Below are 20,100 nucleotides of genomic sequence, written 5' to 3'. Positions count from 1 at the left end.
GAGGACGAACTAGCCGATGAAGCTGCCCGGTACGAAAGCGCTGGTGACCCTGGTCAAGTTCGTGGTCTCGATCGGCATCCTCGTGCTGATCATGCGCGGCCAGGATCTGGGGTCGTTGAAGGCGGATCTTCTCGCCGCCAGGCTCGACATGCTCGCGCTTGCGGTGTCGCTGCTGTTCGCCCAGACCTTTCTTCTCTGTCACCGCTGGATTCTGATCCTCCGCGCGATGGGCGTTTCCCTCGACTGGCTCGCAGGGTGGCGCATCCTCATCATCAGCACATTCTTCAACCAGGTGCTGCCCGCCGGCGGCGACGCCGTGCGCATCTGGATGCTGCGGCGGCATGGCGAGCAATGGTCGCAGACCATCAGCAGCATCGTCGCCGATCGTTTCCTCGCGCTGCTGGCTCTCGTCGTCGTCATCCTGTTGGGGATGCCGTTCCTTCTGCCGCGCATCAGCGACAGTTCGCTCCTCTTTGCGATCCTGACCGTGCTCGCATTCGCATGCTGCGGTTTGATCGCCCTGGTCACCTTGGATTGGTGGCCGCCTCGCCTGATCGCATTGCTGCCAGCCAAGGTCGTACAATTCGTGACCCTGGTCAGGGCGCCGTTGCTGGCCACCGAAGGGCGCGGCACGTTGATCGTGTCCGCCATCGTCATCCATCTGATGACGGTCGCAGCCTGTTATGTCCTCGGGCTCGGGCTGGAGGCGCAGCTCTCCGCGCTCGACGCATTCGTTCTCGTGCCGCTCGTGATCCTCTCGTCGGCGGTCCCGATCTCGATCGGAGGATGGGGCGTGCGTGAGGGCGCAATGGTTGCCGCGCTCAGCCTGGCGGGAATAGCGCCCGAGAAGGCGCTTGCGATATCGGTATTGTTGGGGCTCGGCGGCCTGATCGTCGGACTGATCGGCGGCCTGGTATGGCTCTTCGCACCGGAGCGCGCCGGCTTCAACACCGACAAGCTGCGGGGTATTGCCGAACGGGCAGACGCCACACCGGTCTAGCCATGGCACGCATGAATACTGACCCCACACCTCATTTCACAATCGATCGGCGCGGGATCGCCCGGTCGATCGACGCTTTTTTCAGCTGTATGACCATGGACAAGTCAAGCAATGGTAGTTGCCCAAACGAATTTGCGCGCCCTCGTTCAGGCGGCGTTGTGGCGTATCGTCATCGGCACGCCGGCCGCTGTTTCCATCTGGCTTCTGAACCGCCCCGACACATACCGTACCCTGCTATTCGACGGTGGCTGGACGACGCGGTTGTACGTCATCGCCTGGATCATCCTGACGCCTTATCTCGGCTGGCTCGTGATGGCGACCGGGCGCCTGACCTTCTCCCTGATCAAGCACGAGCCTACCCAGCGGGTCGACGAATTCTTCGTCGGCGCGGCGACGCTCATACTGACCGGTTTCGGGCTCGGCGCCCTTTCCCTGCTGTATCCGCAGATCGTCCTGGGATCCGCGATCGCAGTCCTGCTGTGGGATAGCCGCAGCTTCAGGAAACCGCAAAAGCTCGCGGTGACGTTGCCGCTCGTGGCAACATCGCTGTTCGGTCTTTGGCTGCTCGCAACGGTGTTCGTCGATCGCGCGGTCATACCCGACGTCATTTCGACCGATGTTCAGCAGCTCTATGCGCCCTATCTTGCGGAGGTCGCGCGAAATCACAGCATCTGGCTCGCGGCCGACAACCCGATCTTCTCCGACTTCGAGATCGGCCACGGCAACGGCCTGCATTTGATGTTTGCGACGTTCCTGCCCCCTCACGTCGCGCAGATCATTTCATTTCTCTATTTCGTTGGAATCGGCGCGGTCATTTTCGAGCTCGCCCGCATCGTTCTGCCGTGGCTGGCGCTCGGACGCCGCTGGGAAGACGCCGCGATACCGATGGCACTTGGCCTGGCGATCCTCGGACTTGCGTGGCCGCGAACGATGCCGAGCGTCAAGCCCGGCCTCTACATCATGGAATTCGGCAAGTACCATCTGCAAACGGCGGCCTTCTTCGTCTATTTTCTGCTGGTCGTCGTGCGAACGTCCCAAAAGCGGGACAAGTTCGCTGCGGGCATTTGCGCCGTTGCCGTCGCGGCATCCTATCCGCCCTACGCAGCGCTCGTCTTCGTGATTTCGTCGTTGGGCGCGTTCACCAAGGCAATTCAGCGAGACAAATCCGGCCTCGTCACCAGCGTGCTGCTGGGCGTTGGGGCGATCGCAGGGTGCCTGCTGACCCTCGCCATCAACTACGCTTACCTCGGAATCCCCGCGACAAATCCATACTCGCTTTTCCGGCACGTCGTTTCGGCGGAACGCTTTGCGAGGTTCGGCAGCCTCGACATTCTGGATTATTTCGTGCTGTCGCAGTCGCTGGAGGTCACCGACTTTCTGAGCAAGTGGGGATTTCTCGCCTTCGTCGCGCAGACCAAGTCCGTTCTCAAGTTCGCACTGCTCCTCGTGCTGGGCACTTGTGTCGTCGCGGTCGTGGACTCGAAGCTCCGTTCCGATCCCCCGGAATTCCAAAAGCCGCCGCCGCTCCCCAACCCTGCGGGACTTTTCGTCGTTGTCGCCTATGTCGCCAGCGTCCGGCTTCTGGATATGACCCTGAATATTCCGAGCCTCATAAGACTGTCGATTCACGTGAACGCGCTGTTCCCGCTTTCGACCGTCGGGATCGCCTGCTGGGGAGTGGTCCTCGCGCGACGCTTCAAGCCGGCCTGGTTCAGCGACCGCATCGCTCCCCACGCCGCCCTCCTTGGCATTCTGCTGGCCTGCGCATGGACAACCGCAAAATATCCCTGGAAGAGCTTCATAGCTGATGAGGCCGTCTCCTTCGTGGAGGGTGCGCCTCTCAATCAAATGCCCCGCGTCAGCCTGGATTGGCAGCGCTGTGACGAGCTGCAGCGTTCGACCGGCTCGGATCGCATCCTGGCGCTCAACGGTTATCGCGCCATGGTGCCCTGCTATTTCTCGCCGCTACTCACGCGAGGCAAGATCATCCACACCTACGAGAGCGACGTCGCGCGCGACTTCCGGAAGGTCGCATTGGGGACCGCCGATGCCGCGGAAGCCGCCCTTCGATCCCTCGGCGTGAATCTGTTCTACGTCCAGAAGCAGAATTGCGACTTCTGGCTCAACGGTTTCTCCGACCTGTTTCAACCGACCGAACTGGCGAATCGGTTTGCCGTCCAAAGCGAGACGCCAAGCTATTGGTTGCTGACCTGGAAGACCGGCGCTCAAACATTGGATCCGCAGGCCGGGACCGGCATTTCCGCGTTACGGACCCGATCGAAGGAGATCTACCGGGAGGCCTACGGCGTTGAGCCGTTTGAGGTGGTGAAGCACCGTTTGCCTCCTGGCGGCAAGCGCGCGGATCCCTCGGTCCTCGACAAGGTCTTCACATGCGAATGATGAAAGCTGCGGTGCCGGCCAGGAAGAGTGCCGCCGCAAGCTTCAGACAAGCTCCCGCTTGTGAAAAGCCGTACCGGGACAACTTAGGAATTGTAGCATGGCCTGCCCCGCTATATAGGCTTTTAGAAGCTCCGGGCGCCGCCCCGGGACGCCGTTGTTCCCTTGCTTTTCCTGCAAAGAGCTAGAGCCGTGACCGATCATTGCCGCCTCTGCCATTCGACCGACCTGCGACCGGTCATCGACCTCGGAATGATGCCGATTGCGCATCGGCTTCGACACAGCCGCAACGAGCAGGACGAACGGTATCCGTTCGAGGTGCTCGCATGCGGCGAGTGCGGCCTGCCGCAGATCGTCAAGCCGATCGATCCCGATATTCTGTACCGGCAGTTCAACTACAATTTCAGCAGCTGGAAGCCCGAGCCGCACCAGGTTGACGAGCTCGACACCATCGCGAAATTCTCGAAGCATCAATCCGTGTTCGAGATCGGCTGCAACGACGGCCTGTTCATGGACAAGCTTCGCGAGCGCGGCACCAAGGTCATGGTCGGCGTCGAGCCGAATCCGGTGTCGGGCAAGATCGCCCGCGAGCGCGGCATCAAGGTCTATGCCGATATGCTCAGCCCTGAGATGGCCCACGACGCAGTCGCTCAGTCCGGCAAGTTCGACCTCGTCATCTCGCGCCAGGTGCTCGAGCACATCGTCGATTTCGAGAATTTCTTCGCCTGCGTGAAGATCGCGCTGAAGGACGACGGGCTGCTGTTCATCGACGTGCCCGATTTCGCACCCGGCTCGACGGCAGGCGATCTCTCGGTGCTCTGGGAGGAGCACGTCAGCTACTTCACCGAGCCGACGCTGGTCGCGCTGCTCGCACGCCACGGCTTCGAAACGGTGTCCGTGAAGAAATACAATTTCAGTGGCGGCAGTCTCGCGATCGCCGCCCGCCGTGCTGCGGGCCCGGTGACGGCGCCGCCCGCGCCGGCCGGCGTCGGTGAGAAATTCGGTCAGCGCGCCAGGGAGTACGGCGCCCGCCTGCGCCCGATCCTCGCCAAGGCCCGCGCTGATGGCACCGAGATCGCCATCTACGGCGCGGGCTGCCGCGCCTGCACCTTCACCAATGCGCACGAACTGGCGGACCTCGTCGACGTCTCGGTCGACGACCAGAAGGAACGCCAGGGACTGTTCCTGCCCGGCACCGGCATCCCGATCCGCTCGCCCGACGATTTCGCCGGCAAGTCGGATCCGCTCGTCTGCCTGCTCGCGGTGAACCAGGAGAACGAGGCCAAGGTGAGCAGCCGGCTGCGCGAGAGCGTGAAGCGGCCGCTGCATATCGTTTCCATCTTCGCGCCCTCCGACATCTGGAGCGAGCTCGACAAGCTCGAGGCGGCGCTTGGGACGCGGCATGGCTGAGGACAAGCTCTTCAACTACTACGAACGTCAGGACGTCCTGCCGACGTTCGGGAACTTCAAATCGGCCGCCGAACTCGATGCATACGCCAGTCAGCGGCGCGAGCTGTTTTCGGACAAGCTCGTGCTGCCGCCGCGGCTGTTCCGCGACGCGGAAGTTCTCGAATTCGGACCCGATTCCGGCGAGAACGCGCTGGTGTTTGCCGGCTGGGGCGCAAACATGACGCTGGCCGAGCCGAACCGGCACGCGCATCCGAAAATCGAGGCCTACTTCGCGCATTTCGGCCTGACCGGGCGTCTGCGGGAACTCGTACTGGCCGACGTCGAAGGATTTCGCAGCGAGCGCCGCTTCGACATCATCGATGCCGAGGGCTTCATCTACACGGTGCAGCCGACCGAAAACTGGCTCGGCATCTTCCATCGGCTGCTCAACCCGGACGGCTACGCCGTCGTGTCCTATTACGAACGCTATGGCGGCTTCTTCGAGCTCGCGCTCAAGGCCATCCATGCAGCCGGCAAGGCCTTGACGGGACGCCCTGCGCTCGAAACGGCGAAGCTGCTGTTCGAGCCGAAGTGGAACAGCATTCCGCACACCCGCAGCTTCGAATCCTGGCTGATGGACGTGCTGGAAAATCCGTTCGTGCGCCATCGCTACTTCCTCGACGCGGCCGCCCTGTGCAGCGCGGCGCATGGGCTGGGATTCGCCATCCATTCGGCGTGGCCCTCCTATCGCGACGGCCTCGAGGTCTACTGGCACAAGAAAGTCCTGTCGGCCGACGATAAATTGCGGCGCACGACGCGCCATCTCGGCCGCAGCCGCCTGAGCTTCCTCGGCGGGCGCAAGCTCTATCTGGCCGGCGGGATCGACGCGGTCGAGGCGATCTCGGCATCGATCGAGGCGCTGGTGCTCGACGTCGACGCCATGATCGACGACCCCTTCGGCGCCAGCCTGCCCCGCGTGGTCGCGAGCCTCGCCTCGTTGCGCGAGGCGGTCCGAACGACCGACATTCTCGCCGATGATGCTGCCGACATCGACGCCATCGTAGCAACGCTCGACAGCTTCCATCGCATCTTCAGCGCGATCGGACGACGCGACGCCTCGGCGATCGCTGCCCTCACCCAGTCGGATCCTGCGTTCATCAACACCTGGGGCCAGCCGGCGCATTTCCTCGTTGTCCGGAAGCGCTCCGAGGGAGCGTAGGCAGTGAAGCCAGGGATTGGCATCATCGGGACGGGCATGGTCGGCCAGATGTGCCACCTCGCCAATTTCGCCGCCAATCCCGCCTGCCGCGTCGTTGCGATCGCTGACCTGCGGCCGGACCTCGCCGCTGCGGCTGCGCAGAAATTCGGCGTCCCACGGATCTACGCCACGCATCGGGAGCTGCTCGCTGACGCCGAGGTCTCCGCGGTCGTCGTCGTGACCAAGCGTCGTGCCACCGGTCCGATCGTGCTCGACGCGTTGAACAGCGGCCGCCACGTGCTGTCGGAGAAACCGATGGCTTATACGGCGCTTCAGGCCGCATCGCTGGCAGACGCCGCGCGGCGGCGGAGCCTCGTCTACAGCATCGGCTACATGAAGCGACACGACGCCGGCGTGGCGCGCGCGCTGGCCGAACTGAAGCGCCTCTGCAGCGGCGGGTCCCTCGGGCGCATTGTCGGAGCCAAAGGCTGGTGCTTCGGCGGCGACACCGGGCGGTCGCACGACAATTTCGTCATGACCGGTGAAACGCGGCCGGACGGGCTCGAGCTCTGGCAGGATGGCCCCGACTGGATGCCGGACGCGTTGCGGCCCGGCTACGACAATTTTCTGAACGTGTTCAGCCATATCATCAATCTTTCGCGCTACGCGCTCGGATCATCACCGACGGTCGCCGCCAGCAGCGTCGAGACCTCCGGCGCTGCGACCGTGACGCTCGACTTCGCGGGAATTGCCTGCGCGCTGCAGCTTGTGAACGGCTCCGAAGGCACCTGGCGCGAGGGGCTGAGGATCGAGTTCGAGCGCGGCGCAGTGACCATCGAGCTGCCCCCGCCCTTTGCCGAGCAGGAGGCGGAGGTCATCATCGACCAGGGCGGACACATCACGCGCCTCGCGGGCGAAGGCAGCTGGGCGTTTCGGCGTCAGGCCGATGCATTTGTCGCCGACATCGTCGGACAGGGTACACCGGTTGCGTCAGGCGAAGATTCGGTGACCGACATCGCGCTTGCCGAAGCGATCTGGAAGCCGAAGGTCAGCGGCTAGGCGCGGCGTCCGTTTTCGAGCGATCGACCGGCAATATTCCCGCGATAGGTCCCGGCTTGATGGTGACGTCCGCAAGTTGCTGCAGGAGCTGTGATACGTCGCAGCGCGACAGCAGCCGGCATCCGTAATATTTGCGCACCAGAGCCTGGTTCGGCACCGCGCCCGGCCCCGGCTGGAACGAGATCGTCGCCTGCGGCCCCGACGGATCGATATGAGTGAACGCGCTTCCCGGCGACGTCCGCGCCACTTCCATTTCCTGGAGGATGGTGGGCCGCTCGGCGCGCAGCGCAAATCCGAAGAAAGGCTGATTCCCCCAAGCCAGGCGAAGCATGCCGGTGACCTCGGCGAGGCCGAACGGCACGTGCCGCGACGGATAGTCGACAAAGCCGTCGTCGAGCGCAAAGACCGTTGCTGCCGGCTGTGGCCGGGCCGCCAGATTGCGCGCGAGCGCTTCCAGCTTGAGGGTCCTCGCCTGCATGAAGATGTAGGTGTTCCATAGCAGGCCGATCGACAGCACCGATCCAAGTCCGAGCACGCCCACGAGGGCTGCCTTCGAGCCGATGAAGTGTTGGCCCCATCGCTTGAGACCAAGGAAGATCAGTGCCGACGGCAGCCCGAACATCAACAGATGACGGCTCTCGTAAAAGTGCAGGCTGGAGGGCCGCAACCCGGCGACCAGATAGGGAAACGACAAGGCCAGGAACAAGACGATGGCGAGCAGGAGCGGCGCGGCAACCGCGGATTTGGCAGAGGTCGCGTCATTGGCGATGGTCGGCTCCGGCTCGGAGCGCAGCAGGAACGGGGCGGCACCGACGAGGAGCGCGGCGACGACGAACAACGCGGGTGCCTCGATCGCCAGCTTGAGCGCACTGGTCACGAGATCCCCATAGCTCGTGACGAAAAACGCCTTCCAGCCGCTCACCAGTTCGCCGGGCGTCGGGAAATGAGCGCCATAGTGCTGCGCGTACACGCCGATCCGCTTGAACCAGATATTGAGCGCGCCCCAATAGACCAGAGGGAGCACGACCAGTTCCGGATAGCCGAGGGCGCATCGCCAGCCCGCGCGCCAGGTGCGACGAACGAAGCCGTGTGCCGCCTCGCCGCTCCGCCATGTCGCAACGAACAGACCAAGCATCGCGAAGGCATAAAGCACGATCGTCGAGTTGAGCGCGAAGCTCAGGATGAACACGAGCGCAGTGGCGATGCGAAGCAGCACACGCTGCAGCCCCCGCGCGCCGAAGGCGAGCGTCAGCAGCCACGTTCCGACGAACAGGAGACCGAAGCTGAACACATAGACGGCATTCGCCTTGCCCGCCCAGAGCTGATAGCCGGGATAGGTCCAGACGATCAGCGCGAAGCAGACCGCTTCGGCGCGGTCGAGCAGATCGAGCCGCGTTGCCGTCAGCACCAGACAGGTCGCGCCGAGAAAAATCCCGGCCAGCGCCATCGACACCATCACGGCAACAGGCGCGCCGGTCCAGTTCGCGAACCTGTCGTAGCTGTAGAAGATCGGGTGGCCGGCACCGGTGAGGAGGAAATCGATGTCGATGACGAAATCCGGACGCGGCTTGAGCACCCACCAGTCGTCCATGAACAGCCCGTCGTTCAGCAGCATCGGTGCGTGCGCTGCCAGCAGAGCCAGGAGGAGAATGGCTATCGGGCGCAGCAGTGAGGATTTGCCCGGACGGGATGGGAAGGTCATCGGCGCAGATTTGGCACGCCCGCCGGGGCGCCGCAAGAGAGCGATGCCGGTCTCCCTTGACCGTAAAAAAGCGACCTCCTATAGGGTTTCCACCCTCGCCGGGCCGGAGAGGCAACCGGGACGATTTGCCGAAATGAACATGCTACCAGGCCCCGCGCAGATCGCTGCGATCTGTCTCAGCGCCGCGCTTCCGCTGCTGTTGATTTGCTACGCGCGGATCATTCGCGGATCCGGCCGTCGCTTCCGGCTGGGCTGCCTGAGCGTGATCGTCCTGTTCGTGATCGCCTGCATCGCACTCCCGGGTCAGCGTCAGCTAGACGACGTGGTCGGCGGAGCCTTCCTGCTGGCGACGGCCATCATGTTTTTCTACGTCCTGTTCAGCCTGCTGGCCTGGGGCTTCACGCTGACGCTGCTGACGTCGCTGGTCCAGGCCGGACGTCCCCTCACCTCGGAGCAATGGGCCGCGGCCTACATGCAGGGCGGAGACCTCGGCACCTTCACGCACAACCGCCTGAAGCTCCTGATCGGCTCGGGCATGGTGATGACGACCAACGGACGGCTCGCCCCGACGGCGAAGGGGCTGGCGGTTGCGCGCCTCGTCAAGCTTGTTCGTCTGTCGACGGGTCTTGGGTAGGCGCCATGTCTTTCGTCATCGGACTCATCGGCGTCGTCATCTTCGCACTGCTCGCACCGGCCTTGCAGCTCATCGCCCGCGCTCGCGCCTGGCCGCTGGCGCCCGTGACGCTGATCGCGATCGCCGCGGTCGTCTCGCATGCCCTCGGCGTGATCCTCGGCGCGCTCCTCCTCGCGCAGTTCCACTACTGGGACGCGGCATCGATTTTCGGATTTTTCGTCATGGCGTATGTTTTCGCCTTTGGCGCGGTGTACAAATCGGTTTCGCTGGACATCCTCCTTGGCCTCGTCAACCGGCCCGAACGGAGCGCACCGCTCTCCGTGATCGTCGAGCAGCAGGTTCCACGTCTGTTCCAGGGACGAATTGACGTCCTCGTCGACGGGGGCCTGGTGGAGCCCGAAAACTCGCATTTTTCCCCCACGGCGGCAGGCCGGAACATGGCCGGCCGGGTCGGACGGCTGCGCCACGTCTTTGGTATCGGCGACACCGGTCTCTACGATTTCGCCGATTAGTTGCGCGAAATACACACTTCCCCAGTTCCGGGACCCAGACCTGCACGCCCGGCGTTGTTCGCCCGGCCCAGATGACCTAAAGTTCTATCGGGGTTCCACCAGTACAGAGTGGCCGGAAACGGGGCAGCATCCGATGACACCTTCGAGGGCGGCAAGACGGCTTACGATCGTCATTTCTGCGCTGAACGAGCAGGACAAGATCGCCGATACCATCGATGGTGTGCTGCCGCTGGCGCGCGAGCTGCTGGACGATTTCGAGATCTTCCTGATCAACGACGGCAGCACCGATGCCACCGGCGCGATCATGGACGAGTTCGCGGCCGGCGAGCCGCGCATCATCGTGCATCACAACGCGGAGCGCCGGGGCGTCGGCGCCGGCTTTGAATATGCCCTGTCGCGCGCCAAGTTCGATGCCATCACCCTGATCCCCGGCGATCACGCCTTCCAGAACGAAGGCATTGCCAGGATGTTCAAGGCGGCGGGCGCCGCCGACCTCGTCATCACCTACCGCGACAACCAGTCGGACCGTTCCGTCAACCGCTCGATCCAGTCGCATGCGCTGCGCTTCATCCTGAACTGCCTGTTCGGCTTCTGGTTGTCCGACTATCACAGCATGATCATCTATCCCGTGAAATGGCTGCGCCAGATCGCGGTGAACGTCGACGGCTACGGCTATCAGATCGGCTCCCTGATCTCGCTGCTCCAGCTCGGCCTCACCCACGTGCAGGTGCCCGTGAGCCTGAACGCGGAGCTGAAGGGATCGTCGCGCGCGCTGCGCCTGCGCACCTATCTGCAGCTCGCGCAGACAATCGTCGCGTTGGTGTTCCGCAAGCCGATCCGCAACATCGACGTCAGCCAGATCTCCACGCACGCCGGCCGGACCGCAGCGCTCTGAGCGGCGGTCGTAGACCTCGACCGGGACCATCCGGTTGGGGTGGCGTCCTGTTTGGGATTTGACATGCGGGACTTACGTCCCGCCCTGCCAGCCTTCAATCCAAGTCATTGATTTTGCTGGCAGGAGTGGCAGGGCTCGAACCTGCGACCCCCGGTTTTGGAGACCGGTGCTCTACCAATTGAGCTACACTCCTACGGACCCGGCGTTGCCGCGGATCAGGGCCGCTTTCAAGCACATAGGGCGCCCGCTTTGCAAGGGAGAAGCGCGCCAAGGGCGCTTGTTCACACCGCGACTTCTGGGCGACAGTTCGGTCCGAACGACAATAACAACCCGGGAGCCCTCATGAACGCCCAAGCCGCCCTCAATCCCGCCTCCGCAGCCCTGACGCCGCCTCTCCCGGAGGCCCGCCCCGAGACGCTGGGCCTGTCGCGCGCCCGCCTCCAGGCCATGTCGGACGCGTTCAGGCGCGAGATCGACAAGGGAACCGTCCCCGGGCTCACCGTGCTGGTGGCGCGCCGCGGCCAGGTCGGCTGGTTCGAGGCGCTCGGCAAGCAGAGCCCGGCCGGGCCGGCGCCGATGGCGCGCGATTCGATCTTCCGGATCTTCTCGATGACCAAGCCGATCGTCTCGGTCGGCATCATGGCGCTGGTGGAGGACGGCCACCTCCTGCTGGGCGATCCCGTCGCCAAGTTCATTCCGGAGTTCGCCGACCAGAAGGTCGGCGTGGTCAGCGGCGGCAAGCTGGAGCTGGTTCCGCCGAAGCGGCCGATGACGGTGCAGGACCTGCTCCGCCACACCTCCGGCCTCACCTACGAGCACCAGGGCGACGGGCCCGTGCACAAGCTCTACCAGGAGTCCCGCGTCCGCAGCCGCAAGATCACCAATGCCGAGCACGCCGCCCTGGTGGCGAGTTTCCCGCTGGTCTGCCAGCCCGGCGACGAGTTCAACTACAGCCGCTCCACCGACATCCTCGGCCGCATCATCGAGGTCGTCAGCGGCAAATCGCTCGGCGCGTTCCTGACCGAACGCATCCTCGCCCCGCTGCAGATGGCCGAGACCGGCTTCTCCACCTCCGAGACCAATGCCCACAGGCTCGCCGAGCCCTTTGCGGCCGATCCCTGGACCGGCGACAAAGTCGCGCTGTTCAACATGCTCGAGCAGCCCGTGATGGAGTCCGGCGGCGGCGGCCTGGTTTCGACCACGATGGACTACGCCCGCTTCGCGCTGATGCTGCGCAGCGGCGGCACGCTCGACGGCAACAGGATCATCGGCCGCAAGACGCTGGAGCTGATGGCATCCGATCATCTCGGGCCCGACGTCAAAACCAACGGCACGCTGCTGTCGCCCGGCCACGGCTTCGGCCTCGGCTTCGCGGTGCGCCGCGACGCCGGCATCGCGCCCTTCCCCGGCAGCGTCGGCAATTATTTCTGGAGCGGGATTGCCGGCACGTTCTTCTGGATCGACCCGAAGGAGGACCTGTTCGCCGTGTTCATGAGCCAGGGCCCGGGACAGCGTGATTTTACGCGCACGCTGGTGCGGGATCTCGTGTACGCGGCGGTGGAGTGACCCGCAGGGTCATTCCGGGGCGATGCAAAGCATCGAACTATGGTGCGCAGTTGCGCACCAGAGAATCTCGAGATCCCGGGTTCGCGCTAAGCGCGCCCCGGGATGACGCTCTATCGCGTCAACTGATCGTCGCGCCGCCGTCGATCACCATGGTCTGGCCGGTCATGAAGTCGCCGGCCTTCGAGCCCAGGAACACGGCCGCGCCGGCGATCTCGTCGGGGATGCCGATGCGCAGCAGCGGCGAGCGCGAGGTCGAGGCCTTCAGGTTCTCCGGATTGTCCCACAGCGCTTTCGCGAAATCGGTCTTGATCAGGCCGGGCGCAATGCAGTTCACGCGAATGTTGTGCTTGCCGTATTCGCAGGCGAGGTTGCGCGCGAGCTGCATGTCGGCGGCCTTCGAGATTGCGTAGGCGCCGAGGATGGTCGAGCCCTTGAGGCCGCCGATCGAGGAGACGATGATCACCGAGCCGTCCTTGCGCTCGATCATCTGCGGCACCACCATCGAGATCAGCCAGTTGTTGGCGACGATGTTGTTGTCGAGGATCTTCCTGAACTGATCATCGGAGATGCCGGCGAGCGGCCCGTAATACGGGTTGGAGGCGGCGTTGCAGACCAGCACGTCGATCCTGCCGAAGGCGCGGTTGCTCTCGTCGACGAGGTTCTGCAGATTCTCCTTCGACGAGATGTTGGCGGCGACCGCAACCGCGGTGCCTTTGCCGAACTTGTCGTTGATGCCCTTGGCCACCTCATCGCAGACGTCGGCCTTGCGCGAGGAGATCACGACCTTGGCGCCGTGCTCGGCCATGCGCTCGGCGATCGCGAGCCCGATGCCGCGCGTCGATCCCGTGATGACGGCGACTTTCCCCTTCATGTCGAACAAGGTCATGCTTCTCTCCCAGATTGATTTTCGTAGGCGATGTCATTCCGGGACGGTCCGGAGGACCGGACCCGGAATCTCGAGATTCCGGGGTCGATGCTTTGCATCGTCCCGGAATGACAGCTTAACTCACGCGAGCTTCTTGACTTCCGGTCCCGCCGGCTGATGCATCTCCGCGTGCGCATCATCGGCGATCCACGGCTGCTGATTGACCATCGGCAGCCGCCACACCGAGCGCCCGGGACTTGAAAAATAGTCGAGCCGCGTGATCGAGACATTGTCGATGTCGAACGACAGCGCCCTCTCCACCTGGCCTTCGAGCGCGAGGCCGATCGCTGCCTTGATGGTGCCGCCATGCGCGACCGCGATGATGTCCTGCCCGCCCGCCTCGCTGTTGATCCGTTCGATGGTGCGGCGCGCGCGGTTGTAGAGGTCCATGAAGCTTTCGCCGCCGGGCGCGGGCTCGTTGATGTCGGCGAACCAGCTCGAGCCGACGGGACGGCTCGCGATGAACTGGGCGCGATTCATGCCCTGCCATTTTCCGAGATTCTGCTCGGCGAGATCGGCTTCCCACGGCATCGACGCGGGCTTCGGGTAGCCCGCCGCCCAGATCGCTTCCGCGGTCTGGTGCGTGCGCATCAGATTGCTCGAATACCAGACTGCCTTGCGTGGCAGCACCTTGGCAACAGCGTTGAAGACGTAGGTGTCGCTGGTGTCGCAGGGCAGATCGCTCTGCCCGTAGATGTTGCCGCCGTCGTTGCGCACCGGCGCGTGACGGACCCACCACCACCTTGTCGTGACCACATTGGGCTTGTCTTCGGCTGCCATCGAAACCCTTCCATCCCGTCTGATGTCGCTGTACGTGAGTAGGCAACGTGTCTCAAAACACTTTACCGTTTGAAATCTTGTTTGAAATTCCGTCGCGCGGCAAGCGTCGTGCGAGGCACCACAGGGAGAAACGCATGGGCCGTCTGCAAGGCAAATCCGTCATCATCACCGGCGCCGGCAGCGGCATCGGTCGCGCGGCCGCGCTGCTGTTCACCAGGGAAGGCGCGAAACTGATCGCGGTCGATCGCACCGAGGCGGTGAAGGAGACCGTCGATGAGATCAAGAAGGCCGGCGGTGTCGCGGACGCGATGGTTGCGGACGCCGGCTCCGAAAAGGACGTCATCGCCGTCATCGACAAGGCGGTGAAGACGCACGGCCGGCTCGACGTGATCTGGGCGAATGCCGGTGTCTCCGGCGGGCTGGTCCCGCTCGGCGAGCAGACCGTGGAGCAGTGGCAGGAGGTGTTGCGGGTCAATCTGATCGGGCCGTTCCTCGCGGTGAAGCATGCGATGCCGCACATGGTGAAGCAGCAGTCCGGCGCGATCGTGCTGACCGCCTCCGTCGCGGGCCTCAAGGCCGGCGCCAGCGGGCATCCCTATGCCGCGAGCAAGGCCGGCGTGATCAGCCTGGTGCAGACCACCGCCTATTCGCTCACCGGCACCGGTGTGCGCATCAACGCGGTATGCCCGGGCCTGATCGAGACCGGCATGACCAAGCCGATCTTCGATCGCGCCAAGGAGCGCGGCACCCAGGACAAGATCGGCCAGCTCAATCCGCTCAAGCGCCCCGGCCAGCCGCACGAGCTCGCGGCGATGGGACTGTTCCTGGCCAGCGACGAAGCCTCGTATGTGAATGGACAGGCCTTCCCGGTGGACGGCGGCCTGACGGCGTCGATGCCGTATACGGGCAAGCCGGTGTAGCACGGGTCTCGTGTCCCGGACGCGGTGCGGCACGCAGTGCCGCTCCGCAGAGCCGGGACCCAGCAGGCCCCGGGCACACCGCAACATGGGCCCCGGCTCTGCAGCGCACCGTCGAAGCGACGCTGCGCTGCGTCCGGGGCACGAGAGCGGGACTGTGGCGCGCAACTGCATCGTCATTGCGAGCGCAGCGACTTGTCCGCCGGAGCCTTGGCGAAGGCGGAAGCAATCCAGAATCCTTTCGCGGGGACAGTCTGGATTGCTTCGTCGCTTCGCTCCTCGCAATGACGGAGTGTAAGGCAATAGCTCGTAGGATGGGTAGAGCGCAGCGAAACCCATCGACGTTTCCCGCTCGCGGAAGCATGATGGGTTTCGCAAGTGCTCTACCCATCCTACGCCTCGGCAGACACAGCTTCGCATCCTCGCGGCTCACTCGCCCGAGCTTTGCTTCATCGATTCACGCCCGATTGAAAGAGGGCGCAGGGAAGACCGGGTGCCGGCCGGGCACCCACGGTCCACTGTGCGAAAGGTGGCAACAAGAATTTGCACAGCGGCATACAGGTGAAGCCAAGCATCCGGCCTTCCCTGCGCAGGGGAAAAATTAATATGCCCGCGCACGCGCACGCACACGGACGCACTCTTCATCTCATTGATTATTCGAAACTTCTGTCCCCATAATGCCGTACGCGTGCTTCGGCGTGCGCAGACACGATCGCGACACATCGCGGGAACGGGGACACGATCATGGCTCGCAAAGTCAGCTTTAGCGCTCTCGAAAGCCGCAGCGCTCGCCTCCGCCTGAAAGTCCGCCGTAGGCCCTACAGCGGCCCATCGCTCGCACGCGGCATCTCACTGATGTATCGCCGCAACAAGACCAACGGCACATGGGTTCTCAAGGCCAGCGATGGTCATGGCGCCTACTGGACCAAGGCCTTCGCGCTTGCCGACGACTTCGAGGACAGTGACGGCAAGGGTGTGCTGACGTTCTATGAGGCTCAAGATGCCGCCAAGAAGATCGCGCGCGGCGACACGGGAACCGCTCCGATCACTATCGACGGCGCGCTCACTGCCTACGAGACCGATCTCAAAGCGCGAGGAGCCAATCCGTATAACGCTAACTGGGCGCGCAAGCATTTGACTTCCGTGTTGTTGGGCAAGCCAGTTCAGTTGCTGACCGCACACGAATTGAAGACGTGGCGCGACAGCCTGCTCAACAAGATGGCGGCCGCAACAATCAACCGGCTCTGCCGCTGTCTCGGCGCCGCGCTGGAGCTTGCAAGACATCATGACGATCGCATTCAAAATCGACCGGCATGGGAGGTCGGTCTTGCCGGTCTTCCCGATGCAATCGAAGCGCGGAACGTGATCTTGTCAGACGACAAGGTGCGCGAATTCGTCACCGCCGCTTACGAGGACAGTTATGAGCTGGGCCTCCTCGTCGATGTGCTCGCCATCACCGGCGCACGTCCGTCGCAAGCTGTGCGGCTACGGGTCGGCGATTTCCTTGATCATCCCATTCGGCCGAAACTGATGATGCCCAAGTCCGCCAAGGGTGGGGGGAGAAACCGCAGCCAAAAGAGGCATGAGCGCTACACCGTGCCGATCACTCCAGCTCTGGCGGCGAAGCTGAGGGAGGCGGTGAAGGATCGTGCGAGTGACGAAGCTCTGCTCCTGCAAAGCGACGGCAGCCCGTGGGGCGACAATCCCGGCCAGCGCTATCATCGCCACGTAGACAAGATAGTCACCAGCATCGACCTCGATCCGGCTGAGACTACAATCTACGCGCTGCGGCACTCCAGCATCGTGCGGATGCTGTTGAAGAACGTTCCAATCCGCTACGTGGCATCGCTTCACAACACCAGCGTGCGAATGATCGAAGCGCACTACTCGAAATACATCGTGGAACACGGTGACGACATGTTCCGGAATGCGTTGTTGCAGGACGGACCGACGACCACCTCTAACCTCATCGCTTTGGCGAGTTGACCGGGCAAGGGAGCGCAACGGTTGTAGCTAAGCATCGATCGCGCACGCTGGATCAGGAAATTGTCCACATCAAATTCAAGTGGATTGGCGGTCAGGCCACTTGAATGTCGGTAACTCGGGGTCCTTTGCCAGTAGTTGTTGGTAACTCGCTTCCAAATTCCCGCGAAACACCACAGCGTTGAGACGTACAACAACGCACGTGGAGAGACGAGAATGCGCCCCGAAGTTACCGGCCGCAAACTGGCACATCGAGTTTCAACGATTGAAGCTGACGCCTACAGCATTGATGAATTTTGCGCTCGTCACCGCATCAGCCGTAGGCTCTTCTACAAGCTGAAGTCGGAGGGCTTGATGCCCCCGACCTTCTATCTCGGCACTCGCGTGCTGATCTCGCGGGAGGCTGCCGCTGTGTGGCTGCGGGCGCGTGAGAACGGCAGCAGCACTGCGTAGTCATAGAAAAGGCGGCTCGTCACAAGCCGCCTTAAAGCCAATCACAACATCATTCCCACTGTTTTCCTATGACCTAGCCACAGGTCACGGGAAACGACCAACTGTACCTCTGGAAAGGATACATCGTGACTACTACCACATCTGTCGATGAGAATGCAAAGTGCCCGTTTGAGGAGTTTGCTGAATTCGCTTTGGCCTATGACGGCGGCAATATCTTTGAGCTGGGCGAGAAGTGGCCGACGTTGGGTACGCCAGAATGGAGCGCGCTCCAGTATACAATGCGCGGCTGGAACCCTATCCCGCTCCCTCTCGGTAAGAAAGCGCCGATTGGCACCGATTGGCAGCACCACGTCATCACCGGAAGCAAGGTTGAGCGCTTCTTCGGCGATAAGCCGCAGAACATTGGCGTGCAGCTCGGCTCGAAGTCGGGTGGTCTTACGGACGTCGATCTGGATTGTCCGGAGGCTGTGGCTATTGCGCGCGCGGTGCTGCCGAAGACTAGTGCGATCTTCGGTCGCTCATCAAAACGCGACAGCCATTACCTCTATAACACCGCCATCGCGGAGAGCCTCGATCAGGGCTCGTTGCCGTTCAAGGACCCTGAAACGAAGACAATGCTGCTGGAAGTTCGTATTGGCGGTGGCAACAAGGGTGCCCAGACCGTCTTCCCCGGCTCGATGCATGAGACCGGCGAGCTGATTTGTTGGGAGGAGCGTGGTGAACCTGCGCAGGTTGCAGACGATGAGCTCCTCCGGCAAGCCAAGCTGCTGGCCGCGCTTTGCTTGCTCGCACGCTACTGGCCGATGAAGGGCGGCCGCCACGACGGCGCCTTGATCGTGGGCGGCTTTCTTGCCCGCTGCGGCTTCGGCAAGCCATATATTAAGCTGTGCGCTGAGTACATCGCGCGGGCTGCGAATGACGAAGATTGGCGAGATCGTGTTCGGGCGGCGCATGATGCCGCTATTGCCTATGAGAAGGGCGACCGCACGTACGGTTACCCCTCGCTGAATGAACTGTTCGGCGAGAAAGTGGCGAGCAAGATCGCGGAATGGCTGGACTACAGGGAAGCGGGTGCAGCGTACGCCAATGTGTCGTCGCAGACGACCCACAGCAATCGCAGCATCGCGCAGCCCGGCACTGCGCACCTGCCCAATGACATCCTGACTGAAGACAGTGCTGCGCAGCAGTTTGTTGACCTGCATGGCGAAAAGCTCCGCTACTGCCATACGCACGGCTCATGGTTCTTTTGGAATGGCATCTGTTGGAAGCCCGACAGCACCGGCCGCGCGTTCGACTTCGCCCGTAAGCTCGCTCGCCAACTTTCGGAGAACCAAGACGAGCGAAAGCGTTACATCACCAATAAGACCAGCTTCTCGGCTGGCGTCGAGCGCTTTTCTAAACATGATCAGAACGTCGCGGTGACCAGCGAATATTGGGACCGCGATCCTTGGTTGCTGGGTACGCCCGGCGGCACGGTCGACCTGCGTACCGGCGAACTGCGTGCGAGCGTCCCAAAGGACGGCATCACGAAAACCACAGCGGTCACGCCTACCAACACGGGCTGTCCGCTGTGGCTCAACTTTTTGAAGGAGGCGACGAACGGCGACGACGAATTGATCCGCTTCTTGCAGCAGTGGTGCGGCTATGCGTTGACTGGCGACACGTCGGAACATGCGCTCTTGTTCGTGTATGGACCCGGTGGCAACGGTAAGAGCGTGTACCTGAACACCACGTCGCATATCTTGCACGACTACGCGGCTGTCTCGGCGATGGAAACCTTCACCGCATCGTCCAGCGATAAGCATCCAACTGACTTGGCGATGTTGCACGGTGCGCGGATGGTCACGGCATCGGAGACGGAGGCTGGCCGTGCTTGGGCGGAGGCCCGCATCAAGCAGATGACGGGTGGTGATCGCATAAGCGCGCGGTTCATGCGGCAGGACTTCTTCACCTACATGCCGCAGTTCAAGCTGACAATCATCGGAAATCACAAGCCGACCCTGACCAACGTTGATGAAGCCGCTCGTCGGCGGTTCAACATCGTGCCGTTCATCTTTAAGCCCTCCGCGCCCGATCGTCAGCTTCCCGAGAAGCTGCTGACTGAAGCGCCCGGCATCTTGCAGTGGATGATTGAGGGCTGTCTTGACTGGCAGAAAAATGGTCTTGTTCGGCCGAACTGCGTCATAGAGGCTACTGAGGAATACTTCAGCGATCAGGAGGTGTTTCCGCGCTGGTTAGAGGAACAGTGCATCGCTGGCGGCACGATCTCCGAAGCCAGCAGCACGCTTTATCGTTCATGGTCTGAGTACGCCCGCTCGGTCGGCGCGAAGCCGGGCACGCAGGCAGATTTCAAGGAAAGCATGCGGAAGGCGGGCTTTGCCTACCGCAAGCGCAACAACGTGCGTGAGTTTTGCGGCGTTGCCTTGAAGCCGGACGACGGCTCTGATGCGTGATCTGTAATCAGTGACAGGCGTGGCAAGCGTGACGGCTGTTTCTCATTACCACGACCCCTACCCGCGCGCGTGGGGGTCGATAAATGAAACAGGCTGCCACGGTTGTCCCGGCTGTCACTCCCGCTGGACAGGCGTGGCAAGCGTGACATGGAGAGCGGCTTCTTCACGCAGTGATAGGTTCCTCTCTGACCACGCCATATGCGGGTCGCACCTGCGCGTCCGCGTCAACTAGCGATA

At 62.9% G+C, this 20,100-nt stretch carries 16 protein-coding genes and 1 tRNA gene; 13 read left to right on the top strand and 4 right to left on the bottom strand.

Annotation, left to right across the window (positions count from 1 at the left end):
- Positions 1-16 precede the first annotated feature (16 nt).
- The 5 genes from JQ617_RS02825 (at position 17) to JQ617_RS02805 (ending at position 7,043) form a co-directional block, all read left to right on the top strand.
- Complete coding sequence (locus JQ617_RS02825) at positions 17-1,000, top strand: lysylphosphatidylglycerol synthase transmembrane domain-containing protein (RefSeq protein ID WP_212024277.1); 984 nt, start codon at positions 17-19, stop codon at positions 998-1,000.
- Positions 1,001-1,111: 111 nt separating this feature from the next.
- The gene (locus JQ617_RS02820; RefSeq protein WP_212024275.1) at positions 1,112-3,400 is read left to right on the top strand and encodes a hypothetical protein; all 2,289 of its coding nucleotides are present in this window, start codon (positions 1,112-1,114) and stop codon (positions 3,398-3,400) included.
- Positions 3,401-3,589: 189 nt separating this feature from the next.
- Positions 3,590-4,807 (top strand): class I SAM-dependent methyltransferase, encoded by a 1,218-nt coding sequence (locus JQ617_RS02815; protein ID WP_212024273.1) that lies wholly within the window; start codon positions 3,590-3,592, stop codon positions 4,805-4,807.
- A complete protein-coding gene (locus tag JQ617_RS02810) occupies positions 4,800-6,005 on the top strand; it encodes a class I SAM-dependent methyltransferase (RefSeq protein ID WP_212024272.1) in 1,206 nt (401 codons plus the stop codon). The genes JQ617_RS02815 and JQ617_RS02810 overlap by 8 nt, the downstream gene beginning before the upstream one ends.
- A gap of 3 nt (positions 6,006-6,008) precedes the next feature.
- On the top strand, positions 6,009-7,043 hold the full coding sequence (locus tag JQ617_RS02805; protein WP_212024270.1) for a Gfo/Idh/MocA family protein: 1,035 nt from the start codon (positions 6,009-6,011) through the stop codon (positions 7,041-7,043).
- Here the strand turns inward: JQ617_RS02805 and JQ617_RS02800 are convergent.
- A complete protein-coding gene (locus tag JQ617_RS02800; RefSeq protein WP_249156588.1) occupies positions 7,033-8,658 on the bottom strand; it encodes a hypothetical protein in 1,626 nt (541 codons plus the stop codon). The genes JQ617_RS02805 and JQ617_RS02800 overlap by 11 nt on opposite strands.
- 220 nt (positions 8,659-8,878) lie before the next feature.
- Between JQ617_RS02800 and JQ617_RS02795 the strand changes: the two genes are divergently transcribed.
- From JQ617_RS02795 to JQ617_RS02785, 3 genes are all read left to right on the top strand, one after another.
- On the top strand, positions 8,879-9,379 hold the full coding sequence (locus JQ617_RS02795; RefSeq protein WP_212024266.1) for a hypothetical protein: 501 nt from the start codon (positions 8,879-8,881) through the stop codon (positions 9,377-9,379).
- Positions 9,380-9,384: 5 nt separating this feature from the next.
- Positions 9,385-9,891, top strand: coding sequence for a hypothetical protein (locus tag JQ617_RS02790; RefSeq protein WP_212024264.1), 507 nt, complete (start codon positions 9,385-9,387; stop codon positions 9,889-9,891).
- Positions 9,892-10,024: 133 nt separating this feature from the next.
- Positions 10,025-10,786: a glycosyltransferase family 2 protein gene (locus JQ617_RS02785; RefSeq protein WP_212024262.1), complete on the top strand. Its 762-nt coding sequence runs from the start codon at positions 10,025-10,027 to the stop codon at positions 10,784-10,786.
- 117 nt (positions 10,787-10,903) lie between these two features.
- Here the strand turns inward: JQ617_RS02785 and JQ617_RS02780 are convergent.
- A tRNA-Trp gene (locus JQ617_RS02780) sits at positions 10,904-10,979 on the bottom strand.
- A gap of 149 nt (positions 10,980-11,128) precedes the next feature.
- Between JQ617_RS02780 and JQ617_RS02775 the strand changes: the two genes are divergently transcribed.
- Positions 11,129-12,352, top strand: coding sequence for a serine hydrolase domain-containing protein (locus tag JQ617_RS02775; RefSeq protein WP_212024260.1), 1,224 nt, complete (start codon positions 11,129-11,131; stop codon positions 12,350-12,352).
- Between the two features lie 118 nt (positions 12,353-12,470).
- Here JQ617_RS02775 and JQ617_RS02770 read toward each other — a convergent pair whose 3' ends face one another.
- Together JQ617_RS02770 and JQ617_RS02765 are read right to left on the bottom strand one after the other, a co-directional pair.
- Positions 12,471-13,238 carry an SDR family NAD(P)-dependent oxidoreductase gene (locus JQ617_RS02770; protein ID WP_212024258.1) on the bottom strand — a complete coding sequence of 256 codons (768 nt, stop codon included), beginning with the start codon at positions 13,236-13,238 and terminating at the stop codon, positions 12,471-12,473.
- Between the two features lie 120 nt (positions 13,239-13,358).
- Positions 13,359-14,057 carry a histidine phosphatase family protein gene (locus JQ617_RS02765; protein ID WP_212024256.1) on the bottom strand — a complete coding sequence of 233 codons (699 nt, stop codon included), beginning with the start codon at positions 14,055-14,057 and terminating at the stop codon, positions 13,359-13,361.
- Between the two features lie 134 nt (positions 14,058-14,191).
- Between JQ617_RS02765 and JQ617_RS02760 the strand changes: the two genes are divergently transcribed.
- The 4 genes from JQ617_RS02760 (at position 14,192) to JQ617_RS02745 (ending at position 19,863) form a co-directional block, all read left to right on the top strand.
- Entirely contained in the window at positions 14,192-14,977 is a 786-nt protein-coding gene (locus JQ617_RS02760) for an SDR family NAD(P)-dependent oxidoreductase (RefSeq protein WP_063682714.1), read from the top strand.
- A gap of 741 nt (positions 14,978-15,718) precedes the next feature.
- Complete coding sequence (locus tag JQ617_RS02755) at positions 15,719-16,960, top strand: tyrosine-type recombinase/integrase (protein ID WP_212024253.1); 1,242 nt, start codon at positions 15,719-15,721, stop codon at positions 16,958-16,960.
- Between the two features lie 213 nt (positions 16,961-17,173).
- Positions 17,174-17,410 carry a hypothetical protein gene (locus JQ617_RS02750; protein ID WP_212024251.1) on the top strand — a complete coding sequence of 79 codons (237 nt, stop codon included), beginning with the start codon at positions 17,174-17,176 and terminating at the stop codon, positions 17,408-17,410.
- A 125-nt stretch (positions 17,411-17,535) separates the two neighbouring features.
- Complete coding sequence (locus JQ617_RS02745; RefSeq protein ID WP_212024249.1) at positions 17,536-19,863, top strand: phage/plasmid primase, P4 family; 2,328 nt, start codon at positions 17,536-17,538, stop codon at positions 19,861-19,863.
- Positions 19,864-20,100: the final 237 nt, after the last annotated feature.

Source organism: Bradyrhizobium sp. KB893862 SZCCT0404 (assembly GCF_018130885.1).
GTDB classification, from domain to species: Bacteria; Pseudomonadota; Alphaproteobacteria; order Rhizobiales; family Xanthobacteraceae; genus Bradyrhizobium; species Bradyrhizobium stylosanthis.
Note: the sequence above shows the minus strand (reverse complement) of the source record. Positions and strands in the feature narration are given on the sequence as shown.